Source organism: Nocardia carnea NBRC 14403 (genome assembly GCF_000308515.1).
GTDB lineage: Bacteria > Actinomycetota > Actinomycetes > Mycobacteriales > Mycobacteriaceae > Nocardia > Nocardia carnea.
Window position 1 is genome coordinate 36,658 of the sequence record NZ_BAFV01000040.1, and the last position, 20,870, is coordinate 57,527.

19 protein-coding genes are annotated in these 20,870 nt (G+C 67.4%); 6 read left to right on the forward strand and 13 right to left on the reverse strand.

All coding sequences use genetic code 11. The annotated features are described in order from the left end of the window. Window positions 1–14 precede the first annotated feature (14 nt). Complete coding sequence (locus ON22_RS14900) at window positions 15–467, reverse strand: MaoC family dehydratase (protein ID WP_033242663.1); 453 nt, start codon at window positions 465–467, stop codon at window positions 15–17. 2 nt (window positions 468–469) lie between these two features. Continuing rightward, window positions 470–1,624 (reverse strand): acyl-CoA dehydrogenase family protein, encoded by a 1,155-nt coding sequence (locus tag ON22_RS14905; RefSeq protein ID WP_033242662.1) that lies wholly within the window; start codon window positions 1,622–1,624, stop codon window positions 470–472. Between the two features lie 203 nt (window positions 1,625–1,827). On the opposite strand from ON22_RS14905, the gene ON22_RS14910 reads away from it, so the two are divergent. Genes ON22_RS14910 through ON22_RS14920 form a run of 3 tightly spaced genes read left to right on the forward strand, consistent with a single transcriptional unit; the run spans window position 1,828 to window position 4,496 of the window. Further along, the gene (locus ON22_RS14910) at window positions 1,828–2,682 is read left to right on the forward strand and encodes an HpcH/HpaI aldolase/citrate lyase family protein (protein WP_033242661.1); all 855 of its coding nucleotides are present in this window, start codon (window positions 1,828–1,830) and stop codon (window positions 2,680–2,682) included. Then, window positions 2,672–3,676 carry a MaoC family dehydratase gene (locus tag ON22_RS14915; RefSeq protein WP_033242660.1) on the forward strand — a complete coding sequence of 335 codons (1,005 nt, stop codon included), beginning with the start codon at window positions 2,672–2,674 and terminating at the stop codon, window positions 3,674–3,676. The genes ON22_RS14910 and ON22_RS14915 overlap by 11 nt, the downstream gene beginning before the upstream one ends. Window positions 3,677–3,704: 28 nt before the next feature. Continuing rightward, complete coding sequence (locus ON22_RS14920; RefSeq protein WP_033242659.1) at window positions 3,705–4,496, forward strand: SDR family NAD(P)-dependent oxidoreductase; 792 nt, start codon at window positions 3,705–3,707, stop codon at window positions 4,494–4,496. Between the two features lie 131 nt (window positions 4,497–4,627). On the opposite strand, the gene dctP is transcribed toward ON22_RS14920, so the two are convergent. After that, on the reverse strand, window positions 4,628–5,911 hold the full coding sequence (gene dctP, locus ON22_RS14925) for a TRAP transporter substrate-binding protein DctP (protein WP_051157651.1): 1,284 nt from the start codon (window positions 5,909–5,911) through the stop codon (window positions 4,628–4,630). Between the two features lie 193 nt (window positions 5,912–6,104). Here dctP and ON22_RS14930 point away from each other — a divergent pair, with 193 nt between their 5' ends. Then, window positions 6,105–7,298: a CoA transferase gene (locus ON22_RS14930; protein ID WP_033242658.1), complete on the forward strand. Its 1,194-nt coding sequence runs from the start codon at window positions 6,105–6,107 to the stop codon at window positions 7,296–7,298. After that, on the forward strand, window positions 7,295–8,686 hold the full coding sequence (locus ON22_RS14935) for an amidohydrolase family protein (protein WP_033242657.1): 1,392 nt from the start codon (window positions 7,295–7,297) through the stop codon (window positions 8,684–8,686). The genes ON22_RS14930 and ON22_RS14935 overlap by 4 nt, the downstream gene beginning before the upstream one ends. Before the next feature lie 74 nt (window positions 8,687–8,760). Here the strand turns inward: ON22_RS14935 and ON22_RS14940 are convergent, their stop codons facing one another. From ON22_RS14940 to ON22_RS14970, 8 genes are all read right to left on the reverse strand, one after another. Then, entirely contained in the window at window positions 8,761–9,864 is a 1,104-nt protein-coding gene (locus tag ON22_RS14940) for an acyl-CoA dehydrogenase family protein (protein ID WP_033242656.1), read from the reverse strand. Between the two features lie 54 nt (window positions 9,865–9,918). After that, window positions 9,919–11,178: an acyl-CoA dehydrogenase family protein gene (locus ON22_RS14945; protein ID WP_033242655.1), complete on the reverse strand. Its 1,260-nt coding sequence runs from the start codon at window positions 11,176–11,178 to the stop codon at window positions 9,919–9,921. A 3-nt stretch (window positions 11,179–11,181) separates the two neighbouring features. Then, a complete protein-coding gene (locus tag ON22_RS14950; protein ID WP_033242654.1) occupies window positions 11,182–13,545 on the reverse strand; it encodes a CaiB/BaiF CoA transferase family protein in 2,364 nt (787 codons plus the stop codon). A gap of 94 nt (window positions 13,546–13,639) precedes the next feature. Next, on the reverse strand, window positions 13,640–13,780 hold the full coding sequence (locus ON22_RS36705) for a hypothetical protein (RefSeq protein ID WP_156052225.1): 141 nt from the start codon (window positions 13,778–13,780) through the stop codon (window positions 13,640–13,642). Between the two features lie 26 nt (window positions 13,781–13,806). Next, window positions 13,807–13,956: a hypothetical protein gene (locus ON22_RS36710; RefSeq protein WP_156052224.1), complete on the reverse strand. Its 150-nt coding sequence runs from the start codon at window positions 13,954–13,956 to the stop codon at window positions 13,807–13,809. Window positions 13,957–14,113: 157 nt separating this feature from the next. Continuing rightward, on the reverse strand, window positions 14,114–14,854 hold the full coding sequence (fabG, locus tag ON22_RS14960) for a 3-oxoacyl-ACP reductase FabG (protein WP_033242652.1): 741 nt from the start codon (window positions 14,852–14,854) through the stop codon (window positions 14,114–14,116). A 45-nt stretch (window positions 14,855–14,899) separates the two neighbouring features. Then, window positions 14,900–16,108 carry a CaiB/BaiF CoA transferase family protein gene (locus ON22_RS14965; RefSeq protein ID WP_033242651.1) on the reverse strand — a complete coding sequence of 403 codons (1,209 nt, stop codon included), beginning with the start codon at window positions 16,106–16,108 and terminating at the stop codon, window positions 14,900–14,902. Window position 16,109: 1 nt separating this feature from the next. Next, the gene (locus ON22_RS14970; RefSeq protein WP_033242650.1) at window positions 16,110–17,297 is read right to left on the reverse strand and encodes an acyl-CoA dehydrogenase family protein; all 1,188 of its coding nucleotides are present in this window, start codon (window positions 17,295–17,297) and stop codon (window positions 16,110–16,112) included. A 111-nt stretch (window positions 17,298–17,408) separates the two neighbouring features. On the opposite strand from ON22_RS14970, the gene ON22_RS14975 reads away from it, so the two are divergent. Beyond that, window positions 17,409–18,644, forward strand: coding sequence for a CoA transferase (locus ON22_RS14975; protein ID WP_033242649.1), 1,236 nt, complete (start codon window positions 17,409–17,411; stop codon window positions 18,642–18,644). A gap of 65 nt (window positions 18,645–18,709) precedes the next feature. Here the strand turns inward: ON22_RS14975 and ON22_RS14980 are convergent, their stop codons facing one another. Beyond that, complete coding sequence (locus ON22_RS14980; RefSeq protein WP_081595593.1) at window positions 18,710–20,221, reverse strand: TRAP transporter large permease; 1,512 nt, start codon at window positions 20,219–20,221, stop codon at window positions 18,710–18,712. Then, window positions 20,218–20,826 (reverse strand): TRAP transporter small permease, encoded by a 609-nt coding sequence (locus ON22_RS14985; RefSeq protein WP_051157668.1) that lies wholly within the window; start codon window positions 20,824–20,826, stop codon window positions 20,218–20,220. Before ON22_RS14985 ends, ON22_RS14980 begins: the two co-directional genes overlap by 4 nt. Window positions 20,827–20,870: the final 44 nt, after the last annotated feature.

Consider the following 20,870-nt stretch of genomic DNA (forward strand, 5'->3'; position numbering starts at 1 on the left):
GGGGAATTCGCTCCTCAGTCGACCAGGACGCGGATGGTCTCGGCGACCAGCGCCGGACGCTGCGCGCCGTCGATCTCGATGGTGTACGTGGTGATCAGGTTTGCGCCCTTGGACGTCCGTTCCAGCGATTCCAGCCGGGCGCCGCAACGGATCTTCGACCCCACCGGAACGGGCGCGGGGAAACGGACCTTGTTCATGCCGTAGTTGATCTTCATCCGGACGCCGTCGATATCGAAGATCGTGGCACCCAGTGCGGGCAGCAGCGACAGTGTCAGATACCCGTGCGCGATCGTGCTGCCGTAGGGGCCCGCGGCCGCCCGTTCGGGATCCACGTGGATCCACTGGTGGTCGCCGGTCGCGTCGGCGAAGGTGTCGATCCGGGCCTGGGTCACCTCGACCCAGTCGCTGTAGCCCAGGTGGGTGCCGACGGCGGCCGCCACCTCGTCGATTCCCCGGAAAACCCGCATGTTCACAAACCCCCGCGCGCGACCAGCTGGGCCGCGATCACATTGCGCTGGATCTCGTTGGTGCCCTCGCCCACGATCATCAGCGGGGCGTCCCGGAAATAGCGTTCGACGTCGTATTCGGTGGAGTACCCGTACCCGCCGTGGATGCGGACCGCGTTGAGGGCAATCTCCATCGCCACCTCGGAGGCGTACAGTTTCGCCATCCCGGCTTCCATATCGCAGCGTTCACCGCGGTCGTACATTTCGGCCGCATGACGGGTGAGCTGGCGGGCGGCGGTGAGTTTGGTGGCCATATCGGCCAGATAGTTGCCGACCGACTGGTGCTTCCAGATCGGTTCGCCGAAGCTCTCCCGCTGCTGTGCGTAGGCGAGCGAATCCTCGAGGGCGGCCGCGGCAACACCCAGCGCCCGGGAGGCCACCTGGATCCGGCCGGTTTCGAGCCCCTTCATCATCTGCCCGAAACCTTTACCGGGCACGCCACCGAGGATCGCGTCCGCGGTGATCCGGTAACCGTCGAACGACAGCTCGCAACTCTCGACGCCCTTGTAGCCGAGTTTGGGCAGGTCCCGGGAGACCGTGAGTCCGGGCCCGTGTTCGACGAGCACGATCGACATCCCCCGGTGCCGCGGAGTCGCGGCCGGGTCGGTCTTACAGAGCAGGGCGATAACCCCGGCCCGCCGCGCGTTGGTGATCCAGGTCTTGGCCCCGTTGATCACCAGATCGTCGCCGTCACGTTTCGCGTGCGTGGTCATGGCCTGCAGGTCCGAGCCGCCGCCGGGTTCGGTCAGCGCCATGGTCGCCCGGATTTCGCCGGTGGCCAGCCGCGGCAGATACTGCTTCTTCTGATCCTCGGTGCCGAACAGCCCGATCAGTTTCGCGACGACCGTATGGCCACCCATCGCGCCGGACAGCGACATCCAGCCGCGGGCCAGTTCCTCGGTGACCTGCACGTAGCACGGCATCGAGACCGGGGTGCCGCCGAATTCCTCCGGTACGGCCAGCCCGTAGATACCGATCTGCTTCATCTGGTCGATCCACGCCTCCGGGTACCGGTTGGCGTGCTCGACCTCCTGTACCGACGGTTTCACCTCACGATCGATGAACTCGCGCACCGTTCGTACGAGCAGCGCTTCTTCGTCGTTCAGGTAGTAGCTCACGCGCGACGTCCTCACCGTGTGGCGGGCCCGGCGAGCCCGCGGAGATCTGTACGGCCATAGTCGACCGGCTGAAAGAAAATGTCAATCATGATAAGCATATGCATGGTCTTCGTTTGCGAGCCGCCCCTCCCGTTCGCCGGGCACGAGCGGCCCGGACCGGTGAATATCCATGCAGGTAGCGCACGATCGAGAAGGAACCGCCCGTGAGAATCATCCGCCGACGAGCCGCACTCGTCGCCCCCGGCTCCGACGAGAAGAAAGCACGGAAAGCGCTCACCGGCAGCGCGGACGAGGTGATTCTCGACCTCGAGGACGCCGTCACTCCTGCCCTGAAGGCCGACGCCCGGTCCCTGGTCTCGGAACTGGTCCGGGAATACGGGCGGACCCGGCCGGTCTCGATCCGCGTGAACGGCCGGGCGACCGACTGGTTCGCCGAGGACCTCGCGGCCTGCGCCGCGCTCGGTGACGCTCTCACCTCGATCGTGATCCCGAAGGTGGAGAGCCGTGCGGACCTGGTCGCCGCCGATTCCGCGCTCGGCGCCGGGACCGACATGGCCGTACAGGCACTGATCGAAACACCGGCCGGGGTCGGCGCCATCGACGAGATCGTCACCGGTCCACGCCTGGCGGCGGTCGTGATCGGGTACGCCGATCTCGGTGCCGGTCTCGGCCGGACCCGCACCTCGACCCCGCAGCAATGGCTGTTCGTCCAGGACCGGGTACTGCACGCCGCCCGGGCCGCCGGTATCCAAGCCGTCGACGGGCCGTACCTCGGTATCGCCGACGACGAGCCTTTCCGGGAGGCGACGCAATGGGTCGCCGACCTGGGGTTCGACGGAAAATGGGTGATCCATCCGGCCCAGGTCACCACGGTGCGCGCCACGTTCACCCCGACCGCCGAACAGGCCGAGCAGGCGCGGCGCGTGCTGGCCACACTCGCGGAAGCCGCCGCCCGAGGCGCGGGAGCCGCTCAGCTGGACGGCCAAATGCTGGACGAGGCCGTCGCGGTGGCCGCCCGCCGCACCCTCTCGATGACCGGAGCCGGCGATGAGCAGTAATACCGTGCGCGCCGTCGGCGGACCGTACTTCGACGAACTGGCGGTCGGCCAGATCTTCGATACCGCACCTGCGGTCACGCTCACCGACGGGCTCGCCGCCGTCCACCAGAGCATCCTCGGCGACCGGCTCCGCCTGCCCTTGGACGCGCATCTCGCCACCGCCGTCGCCGGAGCCCCGGTGGCGCATCCCGGGCTCGTGGCCGATCTGTCGATCGGGCAGTCCACGCTGGCCACCCACCATGTCAAGGCCAATCTGTTCTATCGGGGGTTGCGGCTGCACCGGCTGCCACGTATCGGCGATACCTTGCATACCGCCACGGAAGTGGCCGGGCTGAAGCATAATTCGGCGAAGCCGGGGCGCCGGCCGACCGGCCTGGCCGCGTTGCGGATCACCACGACCGACCAGCACGGCGCGACAGTTCTCGATTACCACCGCTGCGCCATGCTGCCCTTGCGTGAAAACGCCGATCCGGCCGCACCTGTGCACACCGACGACCTCTCCGCCCTCGGGCCGGAAACTGCACCGCCACACAGCGCCCCGGTAGAACTGGATCTGGCCGCCTACCGTGCGCGTGTACCCGGCACCCATTTCGATCCATCGCTGGTCGGCACGACCTTCACCTCCAGCGGCGATGTCGTCAGCGGCGCACCCGAATTGGCCAGACTGACCCTCAATATCGCCGCGACCCATCACGACGAGCGGGCCGGGGCCGCCGGGCGCCTCGTCTACGGCGGTCATACGATCGGCCTCGCGCTCGCCCAGGCCTGTCGCGCACTACCCGATATGGTGACCGTCCTGGGCTGGCAGTCGTGCGACCACACCGGCCCCGTCCACGAAGGCGACACCCTCACCAGCTCGCTGCACGTCGAGGCCGCCGAAGCGCTACCCGGCGGCGGTGGCACGCTCGACCTCCGGTCGTGCGTATACGCCCATCGCGGCGACGATGCCCCCGCCCCGGTGCTGGACTGGCGGTTCACCGCCCTGTTCGCCTGATACCCACCTACTCACGAGAGGTTTCACCATGAGTACGACCGGACGTCTGGCCGGCAAGATCGCCCTCGTCACCGGCGCGGGTTCGGGACTCGGCCGCGCCTCGGCGCTACGCTTCGCCGCCGAGGGCGCGGCAGTTGCCGTCGTCGACCTCGATCCCGCGGCCGCCGAATCCGTTACCACGGAGATCACCACGGCGGGTGGGCACGCACTGCCGGTGACCGCGAACGTCACCTCCGATGCCGATTCCCGGCGCATGATCGCCGAAACACTCGCCGAGTTCGACCGGCTCGATATCGTGTTCGCGAATGCCGGGATCAACGGCGCGGGCAACGCTGCCGATACGACCGAGGACGAGTGGGATCGGGTTATCGCGATCAACCTCAAGGGTGTGTGGCTCACCTCGAAGTACGCGCTGCCCCATATGATCGAACGCCGGGCCGGATCGATCATCAATCAGGCCAGTATGGGCGGACTCATCGGCCTGCCCGGGATCTTCCCCTACACCGCCGCGAAGGGCGGAGTCATCGCCATGACCAAGCAGATGGCGGTCACGTACGGCCCCGACAACGTGCGCGTCAACGCGATCTGCCCGGGTACCATCCCCACCCCGCTGGTCTATCGGTCGCGGGTGGACCGCGGCGCGGCCGAGCCGGATGCCGACCAGGCCGCACTGGATGCCGACGCGGCCGCCCGTTTCCCGCTGCGCCGGCTCGGCACCCCGGACGATCTGGCCGCGACCGCACTGTTCCTTGCGAGCGACGAGGCGAATTGGGTCACCGGCGGGATCTACACCGTCGACGGTGGCCGCAGCGCTTTCTGATCGAATGCGGAAAGCCCGGGAGGATGCTGTCCTCCCGGGCTTTCTTCGGCTACGAGGTAGACGATCGAGTCGCCCGATCTCTGCGACCGGTAGCCGGCCCGATCAGGCACGAGACCGCCGGCACGGCCGGATCAGGCCGGCCGCCGGTCGAGGAGGACTTCCTCGAAGACTCGCTGAACGTAGGGGTCGATATCGATCTTCCCGGGGCTGAACCATTCCCCGAAACCGTTGTAGTCGGTGTCGTTCTCGTAGCCGAGATCGGCGATGATATCGCTCCATTTCCGGGTTTTCTCCCGGACCGCGGTCGCGAATGCCGCCCCGTCCAGGGCCGAGTTCTCGGCGATACCGTCGACGATCTTGTCGTTGGCCTCGGTGAGCCGCGCACCGGCGTCACCGGCGAACGGTGCGACCGCTCCGCCGAACTGTTCGATCTCCTGGACGACATTCGCCGTCACCGGCCAGATCTTGTCCTCGATGGAGGCGCCGAGGAAGACGTCGAGCCGGTCCCACAGCAGCTGCCGGGCGGCCAGGGGCAGGTTGTCCCAGAGGTCGGAGTTGAACACCATATTGCCCGTGGGGACGGCCAGCCCGGCCGCAGGATCGATCACGGTATGCGGGGCCACCTCGATCAGGCCGCCGATCTGCGCGGCGGACGGGCTGACCATTGCACAGTCGATGACTCCGCGCTGCAACGCCTCGTAGGCCTCGGTGTAGGCGACGGATGTGGAGGTAGCGCCCAGAGCCGATACCTGCTCGCCTGCCACCGTACTGCCCACCGAGATGCTCTTGCCCGCGAAATCGCCCAGGCCGGTGGTGGGCTCCGCGCAGAAGAGCGCGTTCACGCCGGCGTTGTAGGCGGGCATCATCAAATGCAGGCCCTTGTCCTCGAACTCGGCGACGATCTCGGGCGTCGAGAACGCCACCTCGGCCGGCCACGCATTGGACTGCATGGTGCCGGTGACCACGCCCTGATCCGACAGCACCCCGGCGTCGAGCAGCGCGGCCGACGCGGGGAACTCCTTCGGCTCGTACACGGTGAGTACCTGGCCCATATCGAGACGGCCGTCGCCGATCGCGTCGTCGATCTCGGTGGCTTTGGCGATGGCATCCGAGTAGGCGACCTCGAAGGTGAGCTTGCCGCCGGACCAGTCCTCCACGGCGTCGACATACTTCTCCACGAACGACCCGGCGACCGATCCCTTGGCACCCGGCGACTGTGTATGCAGCAGGATCGTGTCCATATCCGCGAAGGCTGCCTGGTACTCGGCTTTGGTGGCACCGTAGGCGACACTCGTACCGCCACCGTTCGCGCCGCCGAGGCTCGATTCGGCGCAGCCGGCGAGCACGAGCGCACCGGCTGCAGCGAGAGCACCGACACGACCGGCCGTGCCCGCACGGGTGAAGAACTTCGACACTGAGTCTCCCTCGAATGGAACTGACGGCTGGAACACGATGCGAGCGGGTTGGTTCGTGCACACAACCCTCGCAATAAGAGTGAGCCGCCTCACTGTGATGATGCTAATCATGCGTCTGAATTTCAGCCATGTCAATATCTATGCGCCTCAATTATCCCTGCGCATGATTATTAGTGTGAGGTAGCATCGGACGGTGTCCGAGGCGGCAGGAGAAAACTCGCAGCGAGTGCGCGACTGGCTGGACAGCGGTATACCCACGCTCACCGGGCATTCCGACGGGCCGCCGCTCATCCCCCCGGGAACCGCGGCATCGACTGCCCGCCGGCATACCGACCGGATCGCGACAACAACCGACGGCCGAGTCCGCCTGGACGGTGCGCGATTGCTGTCCGAACGCGCCGCTTTCACCGGCTCCCGTCGCGGCGGCACGATATCGGCCGGCCGGCACTGCCGCCTGCTGCCCACCGCCGACGGCTGGGCCGCCGTAAGCTGTGCCCGCCCGGACGACCCCGTTCTCCTCGGCGCCCTCGTCTGCGCCGATATCGGCGACGATCCGTGGCCGGCTGTGGCGGACTGGTTGCGCACGCATACCGGCGCCGAACTCGCCGAACGCGCCGAACTCCTGGGATTGGCCGCGGGCCCGATCGATACCGTCACCACAAAGGTCCCGGAACCGTTCGCTGCCCGCCCGGTGGCCGGCCTGCGCGTCGTCGACTTCAGCGCGCTGTGGGCAGGCCCGCTGTGCGCCCATCTACTCGGGCTGGCCGGTGCCCGCGTCATCAAGGTCGAGACTCCGGCCCGGCCCGACGGCGCCCGCCGCGGAGACCCCGAGTTCTACCGGCTGCTGCACGGCGGTCACGAATCCGTTGTTCTCGATCCCGGTGACCATATACAGCGTCGCGCCCTGCGGGAGCTCGTCGAATCCGCCGATATCGTGATCGAGGCGTCCCGGCCGCGTGCGCTCGCCGGTTTCGGGCTGGACGCGGCGGAATTCGCCGGCTCCGGCGGAACGTGGATATCGATCACCGCGCACGGTAGGGCCTCGAACCGGATCGGTTTCGGTGACGATATCGCCGCGACCGCGGGCCTGGTGGCGCGACCCGACCGGAACACACCACTGTTCGTGGGCGATGCGATCGCCGATCCGCTGACGGGCCTGACCGCGGCGGTCCTGGCCATGTCGGCGCCTGCCGACGGTTCCGGCCATCTATGGGATATCTCCATGTCGGCGGTGGTCGCCGCGACCCTCGATTCCGGCTCGACCACCGTGCCGGCCGACGATTCGGCCGTCGTTGCTCCGCGCCGGCGCGAGCCGAGAGGCGTGGCCCCCGAGAGTGGCCGGGAGACCGCCGCCGTTCTCGCCGAACTGGGTGTGCGGCCCGGATGACGGAGCTACTGATCCGCGGTGCGGAGATATCCGCAGGGAACCGTGCCGACGTCCTGATCCGCGGTGGCGCCGTCGCCGCGGTCGGGCCCGGCCTGCCGGTGACCGGCCTTCCCACTCTCGATGCCGACGGCGGGGCGCTACTGCCGGGGCTGCACGACCACCACCTGCATCTCCATGCCATGGCCGCGGATACGAACTCGGTGCGCTGCGGCCCCCCGCAGGTGCGCACCGCCGGCCACCTCGCCCGCGCACTCACCGCGGCGCCGGGGGACGGATGGATCCGGGGAGTCGGCTATGTCGAAACTGTCGCCGGGCTACTCGATTCGGCCGGGCTCGACACACTGTGCCGTGACCGCCCGGTCCGCATGCAGCATCGCAGCGGCGCGATGTGGACGCTCAATTCCACCGCCGCCCGCCTCGTGGGGCTCGAGACGGCGACCGAACCCGGAGTGGAGCGCGATGAGTCCGGGCGCGCCACGGGGCGGGTCTGGCGCGCGGATACCTGGCTGCGGTCGCGGCTGCCCGATACCGGCCCGCCCGATCTCACGGAAATCGGTACCCGGCTCGCCCGCTACGGGATCACCGGAATCACCGACGCCACCCCCGATCTACCGCAGGCCTCCCTTGCCGGGCTGATTGCGGCGAGGCGGACCGGCGCGCTCCCCCAGCGGCTGAATCTCCTCGGTGTTCCGCTCGGTCACACCGGCGGGCCCGAAGTCACCACCGGCGCGTACAAGATCGTGGTGGCCGATTCCGGGCTGCCCGACATCGACACCCTCGTGGGCACCATCGCACACGCCCACGCCCTAGGCCGGCCGGTCGCCGTGCACTGCGTGAGCCGCGAAGCGCTGCTCATCCTGCTCGCCGCATTCGACGAAACCGGTGCGTTTCCGGGCGACCGGATCGAGCACGGGGCGCTGATTCCGGCGGAATCCATCGCCACCCTCCACCGGCTCGGGATCACCGTGGTGACCCAGCCGGGTTTCCTCGCCGATCGCGGCGACGACTACCGGCGCCGGATCGAAGCCGACGACCTCCCGGACCTCTACCGCTGCCGGAGTCTGACGGAGGGTGGTGTGGGGCTGGCACTTTCCAGTGACGCCCCGTACGGACCGCTCGACCCCTGGCAGGTCATCGCCGCGGCCGCAGCGCGCCGCGCGCCCGACGGAGTCGTGGTGGGTGCCACCGAAGTACTCGGGGCGTCCTCGGCTCTCGGCCGTTACCTCGCGCCCCTGCACGATCCGGGCGGCCCCGCCCGCACCGTCGCGGCGGGCGCGCCGGCCGATCTGGTACTGCTGGACCGGCCGATCGAGCAAATGTTCCTGCACCCCACCGCGGACGCGGTGCGCATCACCCTCATCCAGGGAGAGATGGTTATTGCGCGATAGTCGCCGGACCGCCATCGCCGCGGTCACGGCCGCACTGCCGGACCGGCACCGGCCGGATCGTGGGGAAGCGCGGATCAGATACCGACGAGATCGGCCAGCAGATCGGTGTGGTGGGCGTGGTCTCCGAACAGAGGCTCTGTGGCCTTGGCCCGGCGGAAGTACAGATGCGGGTCCGCCTCCCAGGTGAACCCGATACCGCCGTGGATCTGGATGTTCTGCGACGCGCACAACGTCAGGCACTCCGCCGCTTGCGATTTCGCCATCACCGCGACGCGGGGGAACTCCTCGTTATCCGATTCGGCGCACATCGACGCGTACATCACCGTCGCCTGCGCCGCATCGATCGCGATCGCCATATCGGCGCATTTGTGCTTGATCGCCTGGAACGAACCGATCGGGCGGTTGAACTGGACGCGCTGTTTGGCGTACGTCACCGCCATTTCCAGCACGGCCTCGGCCGCGCCGAGGGCCTCGTTCGCGAGCAGTGTGCGCACCAGATCGACAACGCGGCCGATCGATTCCGGATCCGACCCCAGCAGCGCGGCCGGGGTATCGGTCAGCTCGACGGTCGCCACGGGCCGGGTCGGGTCCAGTGACGGTTGGGCGGTGATGCGCACACCGGCCGCCCCGGATTCGATGACGTACAGACCCACCGTGTCCCCGGCCGGTGTCAGCGCGGGCACCACCAGCAGGTCGGCCACGTGCCCGAAGGCGACGTAGTCGAGCCGGCCGGTGAGCAGCGGGGCGGAGGGGTCGCCGGTGGCGCGTACCCGCGCGGCGGCGACCGTGGTGTCCTTTGCTCCGCTGAGCGCGAGGGCGCCGATCGCACTGCCGTCGAGGAGTTCCGGCAGCAGCGCACGATGCTGTTCGGCACTGCCGAGCCGTAGGACGGCTTCGATGGCGCCGGTGGTGCCGAGCATCGGCACCGGGGTGAGCGCACGGCCCAGTTCCTGGGCGACGATCGCGGTTTCGAGGACGCTGAATCCACCGCCGCCGAACTCCTCGGCGATATGCAGGCCCGGGATCCCCATGTTCGAGGTCAGCAACTGCCAGGTCTCGGCATCGTAGGTGCCGTGTTCGGCGACCTCGCGCACGCGGGTCATCGGGGCACGTTCGGACAGGAGACGGCGCAGCGAGCTCCGGAACTCCTCCTGGTCGGAGTCGAAAGCGAAGTACACGGTGAAACTTTTCCGTTCTTCCGTTCCGCCACGGTGATGGCGGAAAGCAGCGAGTCAGGCGCTCTTACGGCGTCCGATGTCCTGGAAGGGCCCGCCGTCGAGGCGGGGCTCCTTCGGCAACCCGAGCAGTTGTTCGCCGATGATGTTGCGCTGGATCTGCGAACTACCGCCGTAGATGGTGGCGGCGCGGGCGTAGAGCGCGATATCGGTCCAGCAGCGCGACGAATTGTCGGCGCCGGGATTGGGGGTCACCAGCATGCCGTCGTTGCCGCCGCCGGTCGGGGTGAGCACCTCGAGGCCGAGAATCTGCATTCCGACCTCGGTGAGCCGCTGGAAGAATTCGCTCCAGATCACCTTGGAGAACGAACCGTCCACACCGTAGGAACCACCGTTGAGCAGTTTGGTGAGCGCGCGGTAACCGCGGAAACGCATGGTCTGCACCCGAGACCAGCACCATGCCAGTTCGGCGCGGATCCGCGGGTCGGAGGTGAGACCGCGTTCCCGGGCCAGTTCGATGAGCCGTTCGACCTCGCGGCCGAAGCGGACGGCGTCGGTGGTGGCGCGCACCCCGCGCTCGAAACCGAGCAGGGTGTTGGCCGTATTCCAGCCGCCGCCGACCCTGCCGAGAACATAGGAGGCCGGTGTCCGGGCGTCGGTGAAGAACACCTCGCTGAAGGCGACATAGCCCGCCGCGTTGACAATCGGGCGTACCTCGACCCCCGGCTGGTCCATCGGCACCAGCAGGAACGACAGCCCCTTGTGTTTGGCCACCGCCGGATCGGTCCGGGCGATCACGAAGATCCAATTGGCCCGGTGCCCCTGGGAGGTCCAGGTCTTCTGGCCGTTGATCACCCATTCGTCGCCCTCGAGGACGGCGCGCGTCCGCATCCCGGCGAGGTCCGAACCGGCTTCGGGTTCCGAATAGCCCTGGCACCAGACGTGTTCGCCGGACAGCACCCGGGGCAGGAAGTACTGCTTCTGTTCCTCGGTGCCGAGTACGGTCATGGTGTTGCCGAGCAGTTTGATACCGAGGGTGTCGTTTTCGGTGCCGTCCGGTACCCCGAGCCGCATGAGCTCCTCGTTCAGCACCACCTGCTCGATACTCGACAACCCGGCCCCGCCGTACTCTTGCGGCCAGGAGACAGCGAGCAGGTCGTTGTCGGAGAGTACTTTGCGCCAGCTGGTCAGGAATTCTTCCTGCTCGGATTCCGCCAGCGCCCCGATACCGCGCCACCCCTGCGGCAGTTTCGATTCGAGCAGCGCCCGGATCTTTCCGCGGTACGCCTCCGCTTCGGCGGGATAGGTGATATCCATGGTTCAGGATTCCTTTGCCGCGGCCGTGGGCAGTGCACACACGGTCGCCATCAGTGCGGTGATCTCGTCGGCGGTATAGCCGATTTCGCCCAGGATCTCGGCCGAATGCTCGCCGAGCCGGGGGCTGCCGCCCTTGAACCGGCCGGGCGTATCGGACAGGTGGATCACCATGCCGACCTCACGCGACCAGCCGTATTCCGGGTGGTGGTGTTCGACCACTCGCTGCGAGTCGAGGGCCCATTCCTCCCACAGCAGTTCGGGCATGATCGGATAGTCGAGAGGGATCTCGGCGGGCACCTGGTTGCCGTCCAGCACCGCGAACGCGTCGGCGCTGGTGAGTTCGGTGAACCTTTCGGTGAGCCGTTGGGCCAGTGCGTCGGCGTGCGTGGTCCGGTCGGCGGTGGTCGCGAACCGTGTATCCGCGGCCAGATCGCCCAGGTTCAGGGCACTGACGAGCCTGCCGAAGGCCGCGTCACCGAACACCGCGATCGCGATCCAGCCGTCGATCGTGCGATACAGCCGGTAGAGCGGCGACAGACCCATCTGCTCGGCGTCCAGCCGATGCGCGGGGACCGCGGCGCCGTCCACGGTGGCGCAGTGCTCGCTGATCACGAACAGGCTCGAATGCAGCTGCGGGCTCTCGACGTACTGTCCCACACCGGTATTGGCCCGATGGTGCAGGGCCAGCAGCACGGAGACGGCGCCGAGGAACCCGTTGTAGAGGTCTTCGTTACCGATCACCCGGCGGATCGGCGGATTCCCCTCGCCGGCTCCTTCGAAGTTCAGCCCGACCAGGCCCGAGACGAGCGGAGCGAACGATTTCAGCGTGGATTTCGGCCCCGCGGAACCGAATCCGGGCAGGTACGCGTAGATCAGGTCGGGGTTGATCGCCTTCAACTGCTCGTAGCCGAGGCCGATCTTCTCGGCCTTGCCGGGACGATAGTTCTGCATCACCACATCGGCCTCGGCAACGAGGCGGTGCGCGATCTCCTGACCTTCGGCGGAGCGCAGGTCGAGTGCGATGGTGCGCTTACCGCGGTTGGCGCCTTCGAACAGATCGCCGAGCGGGCGCATCTGGTCGCCGGCCAGCGGTTCGATCTTGATCACCTCGGCGCCGAGATCCGACAGCAGCCGGGAACCGAAACCGGTGGCGAAGTAGGAGCTGAAATCCAGGATGCGCACACCTTGCAACGGTGCGGCCACCGGGTCGCCGGTCGGCGCGGGCGCCCACTGCGGCGAACGGGAGATCTCGTCGATCCGGCCGTTGTGCGCACCGACGCGCGGGGCGGGATCCGGCGTGCCCGGGTCGGATTTCTCGAAACGGACGACCGGGCCGATCTGACGGAGGGTGCCGTGGTCGGGATCCGGGATATCGACCGCGATTTCGGCGAACCGCACCTGATCGTCGGCGAAGGTCTCTTCGGGATGCAGCACGGGCAGGGCCGCGATATCGGCGGCGTGGAAGAGTTCGAGCCATTCGTCGCGCGGGCGGGAGCGGAACGCTTCCGGCACCTTGTTCCGGGCGATATCCAGTTCCACGTCGTCGAGCGGTACCGCCATCTCCGGTCCGGCGATGGTCTGTGTCTGCTCGCCGAAGCCCAGCAGATCCATCATCCGCTTGTAGGAGCCCGGGCCACCGGTGTGCGGGATCAGCCATTTACCGTCCGCGCACTGGAACGGGTCGGTGATGAGCCGTTTGTTGCCGAAACCCTTCTGGTTGCCGCTGCGGGCGAGATAGGAGATGTCCTGCTCGTTCCACCACCAGTTCATCGACGAGATGGCCAGCATGCCGTCCAGCAGGGATGTGTCGACCTTCTGCCCGGTGCCGTTGACCTTGCGGGCGCGCAACGCGGCGAGGATGCCGATCGTGGTGATGAACGCCGTCCCGTAGGACACCGTGGGATGCCCCATGAAGACCGGCCCGTCGCGATGTCCCTGCTGTTCGGCCATCTGGCCGAGCCGTGCGTTGAGCAGCGCTTCGTAGCCGGGACGGTCGGCCAGCGGGCCGTCGGTGCCGTACCCGGTGACCGAGCAGTACACCAGTTCCGGGAATTTCTCGTGCCATGCGTCGTAGCCGATGCCGAGCGCATCGGCCCGGCCCGCGCCGAAGGATTCGACGAATACGTCCGCACCGGCTACGAGTCGTTCGGCGATCGCGCGGCCTTCGGGAGTGCCCAGATCGGCCTCGACGCTCCACTTCCCGCGATCGGTCGATTTCCGCAGGACGGAATCCGCATCGGCCGGCCCGCCGGGACGTTCGAGTTTGACGACCCGGGCGCCGTAGTCGGCGAGCAGCATCGTCGAGATGGCCGCGGGCATTCCCCAGCTCGCGTCGATCACGACGAGTCCGTCGAGTGGACCAGCCATCAGAGACTCCTTCTGTTACACGATTGCCGCACCGCCCGCGCCCGCCCGGGGCGCGCGATATCGCGGCACATGACTTCCGAGTGGTGCCGTGGTCCTAGTCGGACGAGGGCAGCGGTTTGGCGGTGAGCAGTTCCATCGGCGCGCCGTGGCAGGTGAAACCGCCTTCCCCCTTTTTGACGCAGATGACCTGGGTAGAACAGGTGGCGCAGGTGTAGCGCTTACCGGTTTCGTTCATCGGGGCTTCTCCTGGATCTGATGCGGTCAGCGACCGGCGAAAGTGACCTCGAGTGCGACGCCGCAGCAGCTCAGCGCGGAACCGCCGGCGGTCGTGACGATTGCTTCCGAGCCGCATTCGTTGCAGCGCAACCGGCTGCCGTTACCGGCCTCGGTACCTGCGGTGTTGTCGGACATCCTCACTCCTTCGCTGTGGTGTGCACCGGCAGTACGGGGTTTGCGTCCCACGCCTACCGGGATGCGAAACGTTCGCCAGTTCACCATAATCATAGTCATGAATTAAGGCAAGGTTTCATCCCATGACCCGCCGGTTGCCGGCGCGTCCGGCAGCGGGTCACATCAACCGGCCACCGGTCACCTCGAGCACCGTGCCCGTCATATAGCTCGACAGGTCACTGGCCAGGAACAACACCACGGAGGCGACTTCGCTCGGCAGGCCCGCACGTCCCAGCGGGATCTCCGCCATCTTCTGCTCCCAGATCCGCTCGGGCATGGCCTCGGTCATCGGCGTCTGGATCAGCCCCGGCTGTACGGCGTTGACCCGCACATTCTTGAACGCGACCTCCTTGGCCGCGGCCTTGGTGAGACCGACGATTCCGGCCTTGGCGGCCGAATAGTTGGTCTGCCCGACGAGGCCCACCTTGCCCGACAGCGAGGAGATGTTCACGATTGCCCCCGCCCCGTGCTCACGCATCCGGTTCGCGGCCGCCCGGGTACCGTTCCACGCGCCTTTCAGGTGCACCGCGACGACATCGTCGAAATCCGCTTCGCTCATCCGGCGCATGGTCGCGTCCCGGGTCATCCCCGCGTTGTTCACGAAGACACCGAGCGGACCGAACGTGTCCTCGGCGGTTTCCACCAGGTCTGCCACCGCGGCACCGTCGCGCACATCGCAACGTACGTACGCGGCATTGTCCGCCCCGCCGAGCTCGGCCACCGCCCGCGCACCGGCATCGTCGTTGATATCGGCCACGACAACACGGGCCCCCTCACCGACGAAGGTGCGCGCGATCTCCAGGCCGATCCCCTGCGCGGCCCCCGTGACGACGGCGACCTTTCCTGCCAGCAGTCCCACTGCCGCTCCAATCGTTGATCTGTGAATACGACGCGCGAGCGCGCGCTACTGCACGATTCCGGCCGAACGCAGTTCCGCGATACCTTCGGCGTCCAAGCCGATTTCGGCGAGCACCGCATCGGTCTGCTCCCCCAGCGCAGGCACCGCACCCATCCGCAGCTCGATATCGCGGAAGGTCATGGGCGGCAACACAGCACGGATCGGTCCGGCCTCGGTCTGCACCTCGCGCCACCGATCCCGGGCCGACAGCTGGGGGTGGGCGATCAAATCCTTCATATCGCCCAGCTGCGCGGCCGGGATACCCGCTTTCGCGAGGCGGTCGTCGAGATCGGCGGTATCGAACCCCCCGGTGAGTTCACCGACCTCGGCGTCGACCTCGGCCCGGTGCCGCACCCGTTCGATATTGGTCGCGAACCGCGGGTCATCGGCGAGATCCGGGCGCTCGAACACATCGGTGACCAGGGTGCGCCAGCCCCGGTCGTTCTGTACGCCGATCAGGATCTGCCCGTCCCGGGTCGGGTAGGCGTCATAGGGCGCAATGGAGGCGTGCGACAGTCCCATCCGTTTGATCTGGACGTCCTGGTACATCTGCATGTACATGGAATGACCGAGCCATTCGACGGTCGCGTCGAACATCGCGATATCGATGATCGCGCCCGTTCCGGTCCGTTCCCGGCGCAGCAGTGCCGCCTGGATCGCCGACAGGGCATACATCCCGGCCGCGATATCGGAGGTCGGAATACCTGTCTTGGTAGCCGTTTCAGGGGTCCCGGTGATCGATACGAGCCCGGTTTCGGCCTGGACGAGCATATCGTAGGCCTTGCGGTCCACGAACGGGCCCGAGGTTCCGTACCCGGACATATTGACCGCGATCAGTTCGGGATGATCGGCGCTCAGCTCCTCCGCGCCCAGCCCCAGCCGCTCTGCCGCGCCGGGCGCGGAATTCTGCACGAAGACGTCCGCCCCGGCGATCAGCGCGCGGACCGCGGCGATTCCCGCGTCGGCCTTGAGGTCGACGCACAGCGATTCCTTACCGCGGTTCAACCACACGAAATGCGAGGCGAGCCCGTGCACCGCGGCATCGTAGTTACGGGCGAAATCGCCCTCACCGATCCGCTCGATCTTGATCACCCGGGCGCCGAGATCGGCGAGGTGCCGGGTCGCGATAGGAGCCGCGACGGCCTGTTCGAGGCTGACGACGGTGAACCCGGCGAGCGGTAGTCCGGTATCGCCGGTTACTGCGTGGGACTGCATATCAGCGCCCTCCAGCCGTGGCCGATTTCTTGGCGGCGTTCACCAGACCGCCACCGATGATGAGGCGCTGGATCTCGCTCGTACCCTCGTACAGCCGCAGCAACCGCACATCGCGGTAGATCCGTTCGACGGCGACCTCCCGCAGATAACCGGAACCGCCGTGGATCTGCACCGCGAGATCGGCTGCTTTGCCGACCATTTCGGTGCAGAAGAGTTTTGCGGCCGACGGGCCGGTCCGCCGGTCCGCGCCGGAGACATACCGGGCGGCGACCTCCCGCACCATCGCGCGACCCGCCAGGACACCGGTGGCGATATCGGCAATCATCGCCTGTACCAGCTGGAAATCCCCGATCGGTGTTCCGCCCTGGGTGGCGGTCGCGGCATAGGCGACGGATTCGTCGAGCGCACGCTGGGCCGCGCCGACGGCCAGGGCGGCAATATGCACGCGACCCCGCGCCAGCGAGGTCATCGCGGCCCGGTACCCGACATCCTCGCTACCGCCGACGAGTGCCGCCTCCGGCACCCGGACATCGGCGAAATGGACATCGGCTGTCCAGGCGCCCTCCTGCCCCATTTTGCGGTCCTTCGGCGCGACCTCGACACCCGGTGTCGCCGCAGGGACCAGGAACACCGCGATCCCGGTGCCGTTCTCGTCGGCGGGCCGGGTGCGCGCGAAGACGACGAACAGATCGGCCAGCGGGGCGTTCGTGATGAACCGCTTCTCGCCGGTGATCACCCAGTCGTCGCCGTCCCGGACCGCTTTGGTGCGCAATCCTGCGGGGTTCGATCCCGCGCCGGGTTCGGTGAGGGCGAAGGAGGCGACGACCTCTCCGGATGCGATACCGGCGAGCCAGCGTGATTTCTGTTCCTCGGTACCGAAGCCCACCAGCACCTGGCCCGCGATACCGTTGTTCGTGCCGAACATCGACCGCAGCGACAGCGATGTGTAGCCGAATTCCATTGCCAGTTCGACGTCTTGGGTCAGGTCCAGCCCCAGACCGCCCCACTCCTGGGGGATCGCGTAGCCGAACAGGCCCATCGCCGCGGCGTTCTTGCGGATATCGTCGGGAATGCTGTCGGTATCCGCGATCTCCTGCTCACGCGGCAGCACTTCCTTGCGGATGAACGCACGGGTCTGCGCCAGGATGTCAGCGAAATCTTCCGGACCGACTGCCGAAATGGTGGCCATGCAGGCAGTATTGCTGCCGATAAAGATGCATGTCAATACTATGGTGTGATTTATTATCATTAATTACGATTCGCCCAGCTCAGCCGCCGTACGACAGAAGGACAGACCGGTATGACCGCACCCGAACACACTCCCGACCGCCCCCTCACCGGACTCCGCATCGTCGAGATCTCGAGTTTCGTCGCCTCTCCCCTGTGCGGGCTCACGCTGTGCCAGCTCGGCGCCGAGGTCATCCGGATCGACCCGCTCGGCGGTGCCGCCGACACCGGCCGCTGGCCACTGACAGACACCGGGGAATCGATCTACTGGACCGGCCTCAACCGCGGCAAACGCTCGCTCGCCCTCGATCTGCGCAGCGATGCCGGACAGGACATCGTCCAGCGTCTGGTGACCGCACCGGGCCCGGGTGGCGGCATCCTGGTGACCAATACAGGCGGCCGGTCGTGGATGAGCCACGACGCGCTGTCCGGTTTGCGCCCGGATGTCATCACCCTGGAACTGCTGGGCCGCCGCGACGGACGGCCGGCCGTGGACTACACCGTCAACGCCGCCCTCGGCTTCCCGCAGATCACCGGGCCGGACGACCACGACGGCGTGGTGAACCATGTACTGCCCGCCTGGGATATCGCCGCCGGATTGCATGCCGCCCTCGCGATCACCGCGGCGGTCCACCGCCGGTCCACCACCGGGGCGGGGTCGCGGATCGTCCTTCCCCTCGAAGATGTCGCGCTCGCGACCGCCGGCACCCTCGGATATCTCACGGAGGTACAGGTCAACGGGAGCGCCCGGCCGGCCACCGGTAACGATGTCTACGGCACCTACGGCACCGATTTCGTCACCGCCGACGGCGCGCGGTTCATGGTGGTCGCACTGACACCGCGCCATTTCCGCGACCTCACCGCCCTCACCGGTACCCGGGAAACCGTCGCCGCGCTGGCAACCGCCCTCGGCGCCGATTTCGAACGGGAAAGCGACCGTTTCGAACACCGGGATCTGCTCACCGCCCTGTTCGCGCGCTGGTTCCGTACCCACAATGCCGACGAGGTCGGTCGCGCGCTCGCCGCTGGCTCGGTGCTGCACGAGCGGTACCGCACCTTCGAGCAGGTCGTCCGGTCCGGCGACCTGGAGAGCAATCCGCTGTTCGCCGCGCTGTCCCAGCCGCGGATCGGCGAGTACCTCGCCGCCGCCCTGCCCGCGTCGTTCGACGGTGCCCATCTGCGGACCGGACCGGCCGCCGATCTGGGTTCCGACGGCCGCTCGGTCCTGCGGGATGTACTCGCGCTGAACGACGACGAGATCACCGCACTCACCGATGCCGGAGTCCTCGCCGAACATCCCCGCTCGTAACAGCAGTTCGGCCGGAGCGAATCCGCTCCGGCCGAACTACCTGATATTTCCCGGGAATACCGGTATCAGCCCGCGCTCGAACTGTCCGGCAGGAATGTCGAGATCTCCGGGAAGAAGATCAGGAGCAACACCACCGCGATAGCCATGGGCAGGAACCACAGTGCGGCGACGAAAACATCCTTCAACGGGATGTTGCGGCCGAGATTCACCTCCGGATCCTTGGCGATCGAGTGAATGACCATCGCCAGCACACCGACCGGCGGCGAAAGAATCGCCAGTTCGCCCATGAACACCGTGAACGCCCCGAACCACAGTAGCGAGATATCCAGGCTCTCCAGTGTCGGAATCAGGATCGGAACGGTCAACACCATCATCGGCAGGGGGTCCATGAACGCCCCGAGCACCAGGTAGACCACGACCATCAGCAGCAGGAACTCGATGCGGCCGAGTTCCCATCCCGCGATCAGGTCCGCGAAACCGTTGCTGATACCGCTCAGGGTCATCATTCGCGACAGTGCCTCGACGCCCAGCAGAAGCAGGAATACCGCGCCCACAGTGGACACTGTGCCGACGGCACCGTCGGCGAGCGCCCGCAGCGCACCGCCGGTCTTGCGCTTCCACAGCAGCAGCACGCCCACCGAGCACAGTGCCGCCGCCGCACCTGCCTCCGTCGCGGTGAAGACGCCCGAGAGCATGCCCCCCACGATCACGAGAATCAGCACGGGAATGGGCCACACCTGACCGAGGCCGGTGATCTTCTCCTTCCAGGACACGCTTACGGTACTGCGGCCTCGGTTCGGTCCGGCCAGATCCTTGCCGAAGACCGAATAGAGAACGATCGCGATGGTGAACAGGATCGCGACGAGGATGCCCGGGCCGATCCCCGCGAGCAGCTGCTTACCGACCGGGACTTCCGCGATTCCCGCATACAGGACGAGCAGGATGCTCGGCGGGATCAGCTGGCCGGGCAGGCCCGCGACCATCACCGCGCCGAGCGCGAGACGGCGGTCGTAACCGGCCTTGAGCATTTCCGGGATACCGATCCGGCCGAGCGCATACGCCGTCCCGGTGGTCGAACCGCTGACGGTCGCCAGGCCCGCACCGGCCACATTGGTGCCCACCGCCAAACCGCCGGGCAGCCACCCGAGCCAATGCCGCGCGACCGCGTAGAGGTTGGCGGTCAGGCCGGACCGCCACATCAGCAGGCCCATCAGGACGAACATCGGCACCACGCTGAGAGTCCAGCTGGCGACCTGGTGGTACGGCAGTGACGACAGCGCACTGGCCACGGTTTTCTCACCACGAAGCGCATAGAGCCCCGCGAACGACGGAATGATCATCGTCAGGGCGACCGGTAGCCGCAGGAGCAGCAGCGTCAGCATCATTACCAGGGCCGCGCACCCGATCGCCTGCGGCTTCAGCGGCATGAACATCGCCGCAACGGTGGCCAGGAGCACCGCGACGAGGACACCGAAAACGGACCACGAGCGGAGCAGGTGTTTACGGCTCGGCCCGACCGGCGGTGGGGTGAGGGGGCGAGTGCCCGCGTTCTCCGCGGGCGCAGCGGCGGTGGTCATTTCTTCTCCGAATCCGATGTCGTGCCGGTCGGGACCGTACTGCTGTGCCCGGCCTGGATCTCGCCGTCGATATCGCCGGCCACGGTGGCGTCCCCGTCCCCGTCCTCGTCTTCGGCGCCGCGCAACGCCCGTACGGCGGCGATGCCGAACTGAACGGTGAGTACGGCGAAGACGACCGGCACGAGGAACAGCACCGGCCACGACACCACCGTCGAAACGCCCGCGGTCTGACCGATCTCCCGGGCGTGCAGGGCTTCTTCCAGCCCGAACCAGGCGAAACCGGCGGACACGATCAGGGCCACGGTGTATCCGGCGAACAGGACTCCCCGGCGGACCGGGCGCGGGAAGTAGTGCGTGACCAGGTCCGCGACGATGTGCTCGCCACGTTGCTGGGCCGCAATGAACCCGAGCAGCGCGATGATCGGCAGATAGATGTACTGCGTGATCTCGAGGGTGTTCTGGATAGGGCTCGAGGCGAACGCCCGGAGCAGGGCGTTGGCGGTCACATGGATCATCATGACGAAGAGCACGATGACTGCCGGGACCTCGATCAGGAGCCGCAGCCGGTTGGGCCGCGCGCCCGAAGCGCGCGCTGATGCGCTCATGTGAACTCCGCAGGATTTGAGGGATGGAACGCGGTGGCGGGTGG

What these genes read in the sequence shown, in the direction of transcription:
- ON22_RS14915 (WP_033242660.1), top strand. Translation starts at nt 2,672, where the DNA reads ATGAGCAGTAATACCGTGCGCGCCGTCGGCGGACCGTACTTCGACGAA.
- ON22_RS14900 (WP_033242663.1), bottom strand. Translation starts at nt 467, where the DNA reads ATGCGGGTTTTCCGGGGAATCGACGAGGTGGCGGCCGCCGTCGGCACC.
- ON22_RS14965 (WP_033242651.1), bottom strand. Translation starts at nt 16,108, where the DNA reads ATGCAGTCCCACGCAGTAACCGGCGATACCGGACTACCGCTCGCCGGG.
- ON22_RS14980 (WP_081595593.1), bottom strand. Translation starts at nt 20,221, where the DNA reads ATGACCACCGCCGCTGCGCCCGCGGAGAACGCGGGCACTCGCCCCCTC.
- ON22_RS14970 (WP_033242650.1), bottom strand. Translation starts at nt 17,297, where the DNA reads ATGGCCACCATTTCGGCAGTCGGTCCGGAAGATTTCGCTGACATCCTG.
- ON22_RS36710 (WP_156052224.1), bottom strand. Translation starts at nt 13,956, where the DNA reads ATGTCCGACAACACCGCAGGTACCGAGGCCGGTAACGGCAGCCGGTTG.
- ON22_RS36705 (WP_156052225.1), bottom strand. Translation starts at nt 13,780, where the DNA reads ATGAACGAAACCGGTAAGCGCTACACCTGCGCCACCTGTTCTACCCAG.
- ON22_RS14950 (WP_033242654.1), bottom strand. Translation starts at nt 13,545, where the DNA reads ATGGCTGGTCCACTCGACGGACTCGTCGTGATCGACGCGAGCTGGGGA.
- ON22_RS14985 (WP_051157668.1), bottom strand. Translation starts at nt 20,826, where the DNA reads ATGAGCGCATCAGCGCGCGCTTCGGGCGCGCGGCCCAACCGGCTGCGG.
- ON22_RS14920 (WP_033242659.1), top strand. Translation starts at nt 3,705, where the DNA reads ATGAGTACGACCGGACGTCTGGCCGGCAAGATCGCCCTCGTCACCGGC.
- ON22_RS14935 (WP_033242657.1), top strand. Translation starts at nt 7,295, where the DNA reads ATGACGGAGCTACTGATCCGCGGTGCGGAGATATCCGCAGGGAACCGT.
- ON22_RS14945 (WP_033242655.1), bottom strand. Translation starts at nt 11,178, where the DNA reads ATGGATATCACCTATCCCGCCGAAGCGGAGGCGTACCGCGGAAAGATC.
- ON22_RS14975 (WP_033242649.1), top strand. Translation starts at nt 17,409, where the DNA reads ATGACCGCACCCGAACACACTCCCGACCGCCCCCTCACCGGACTCCGC.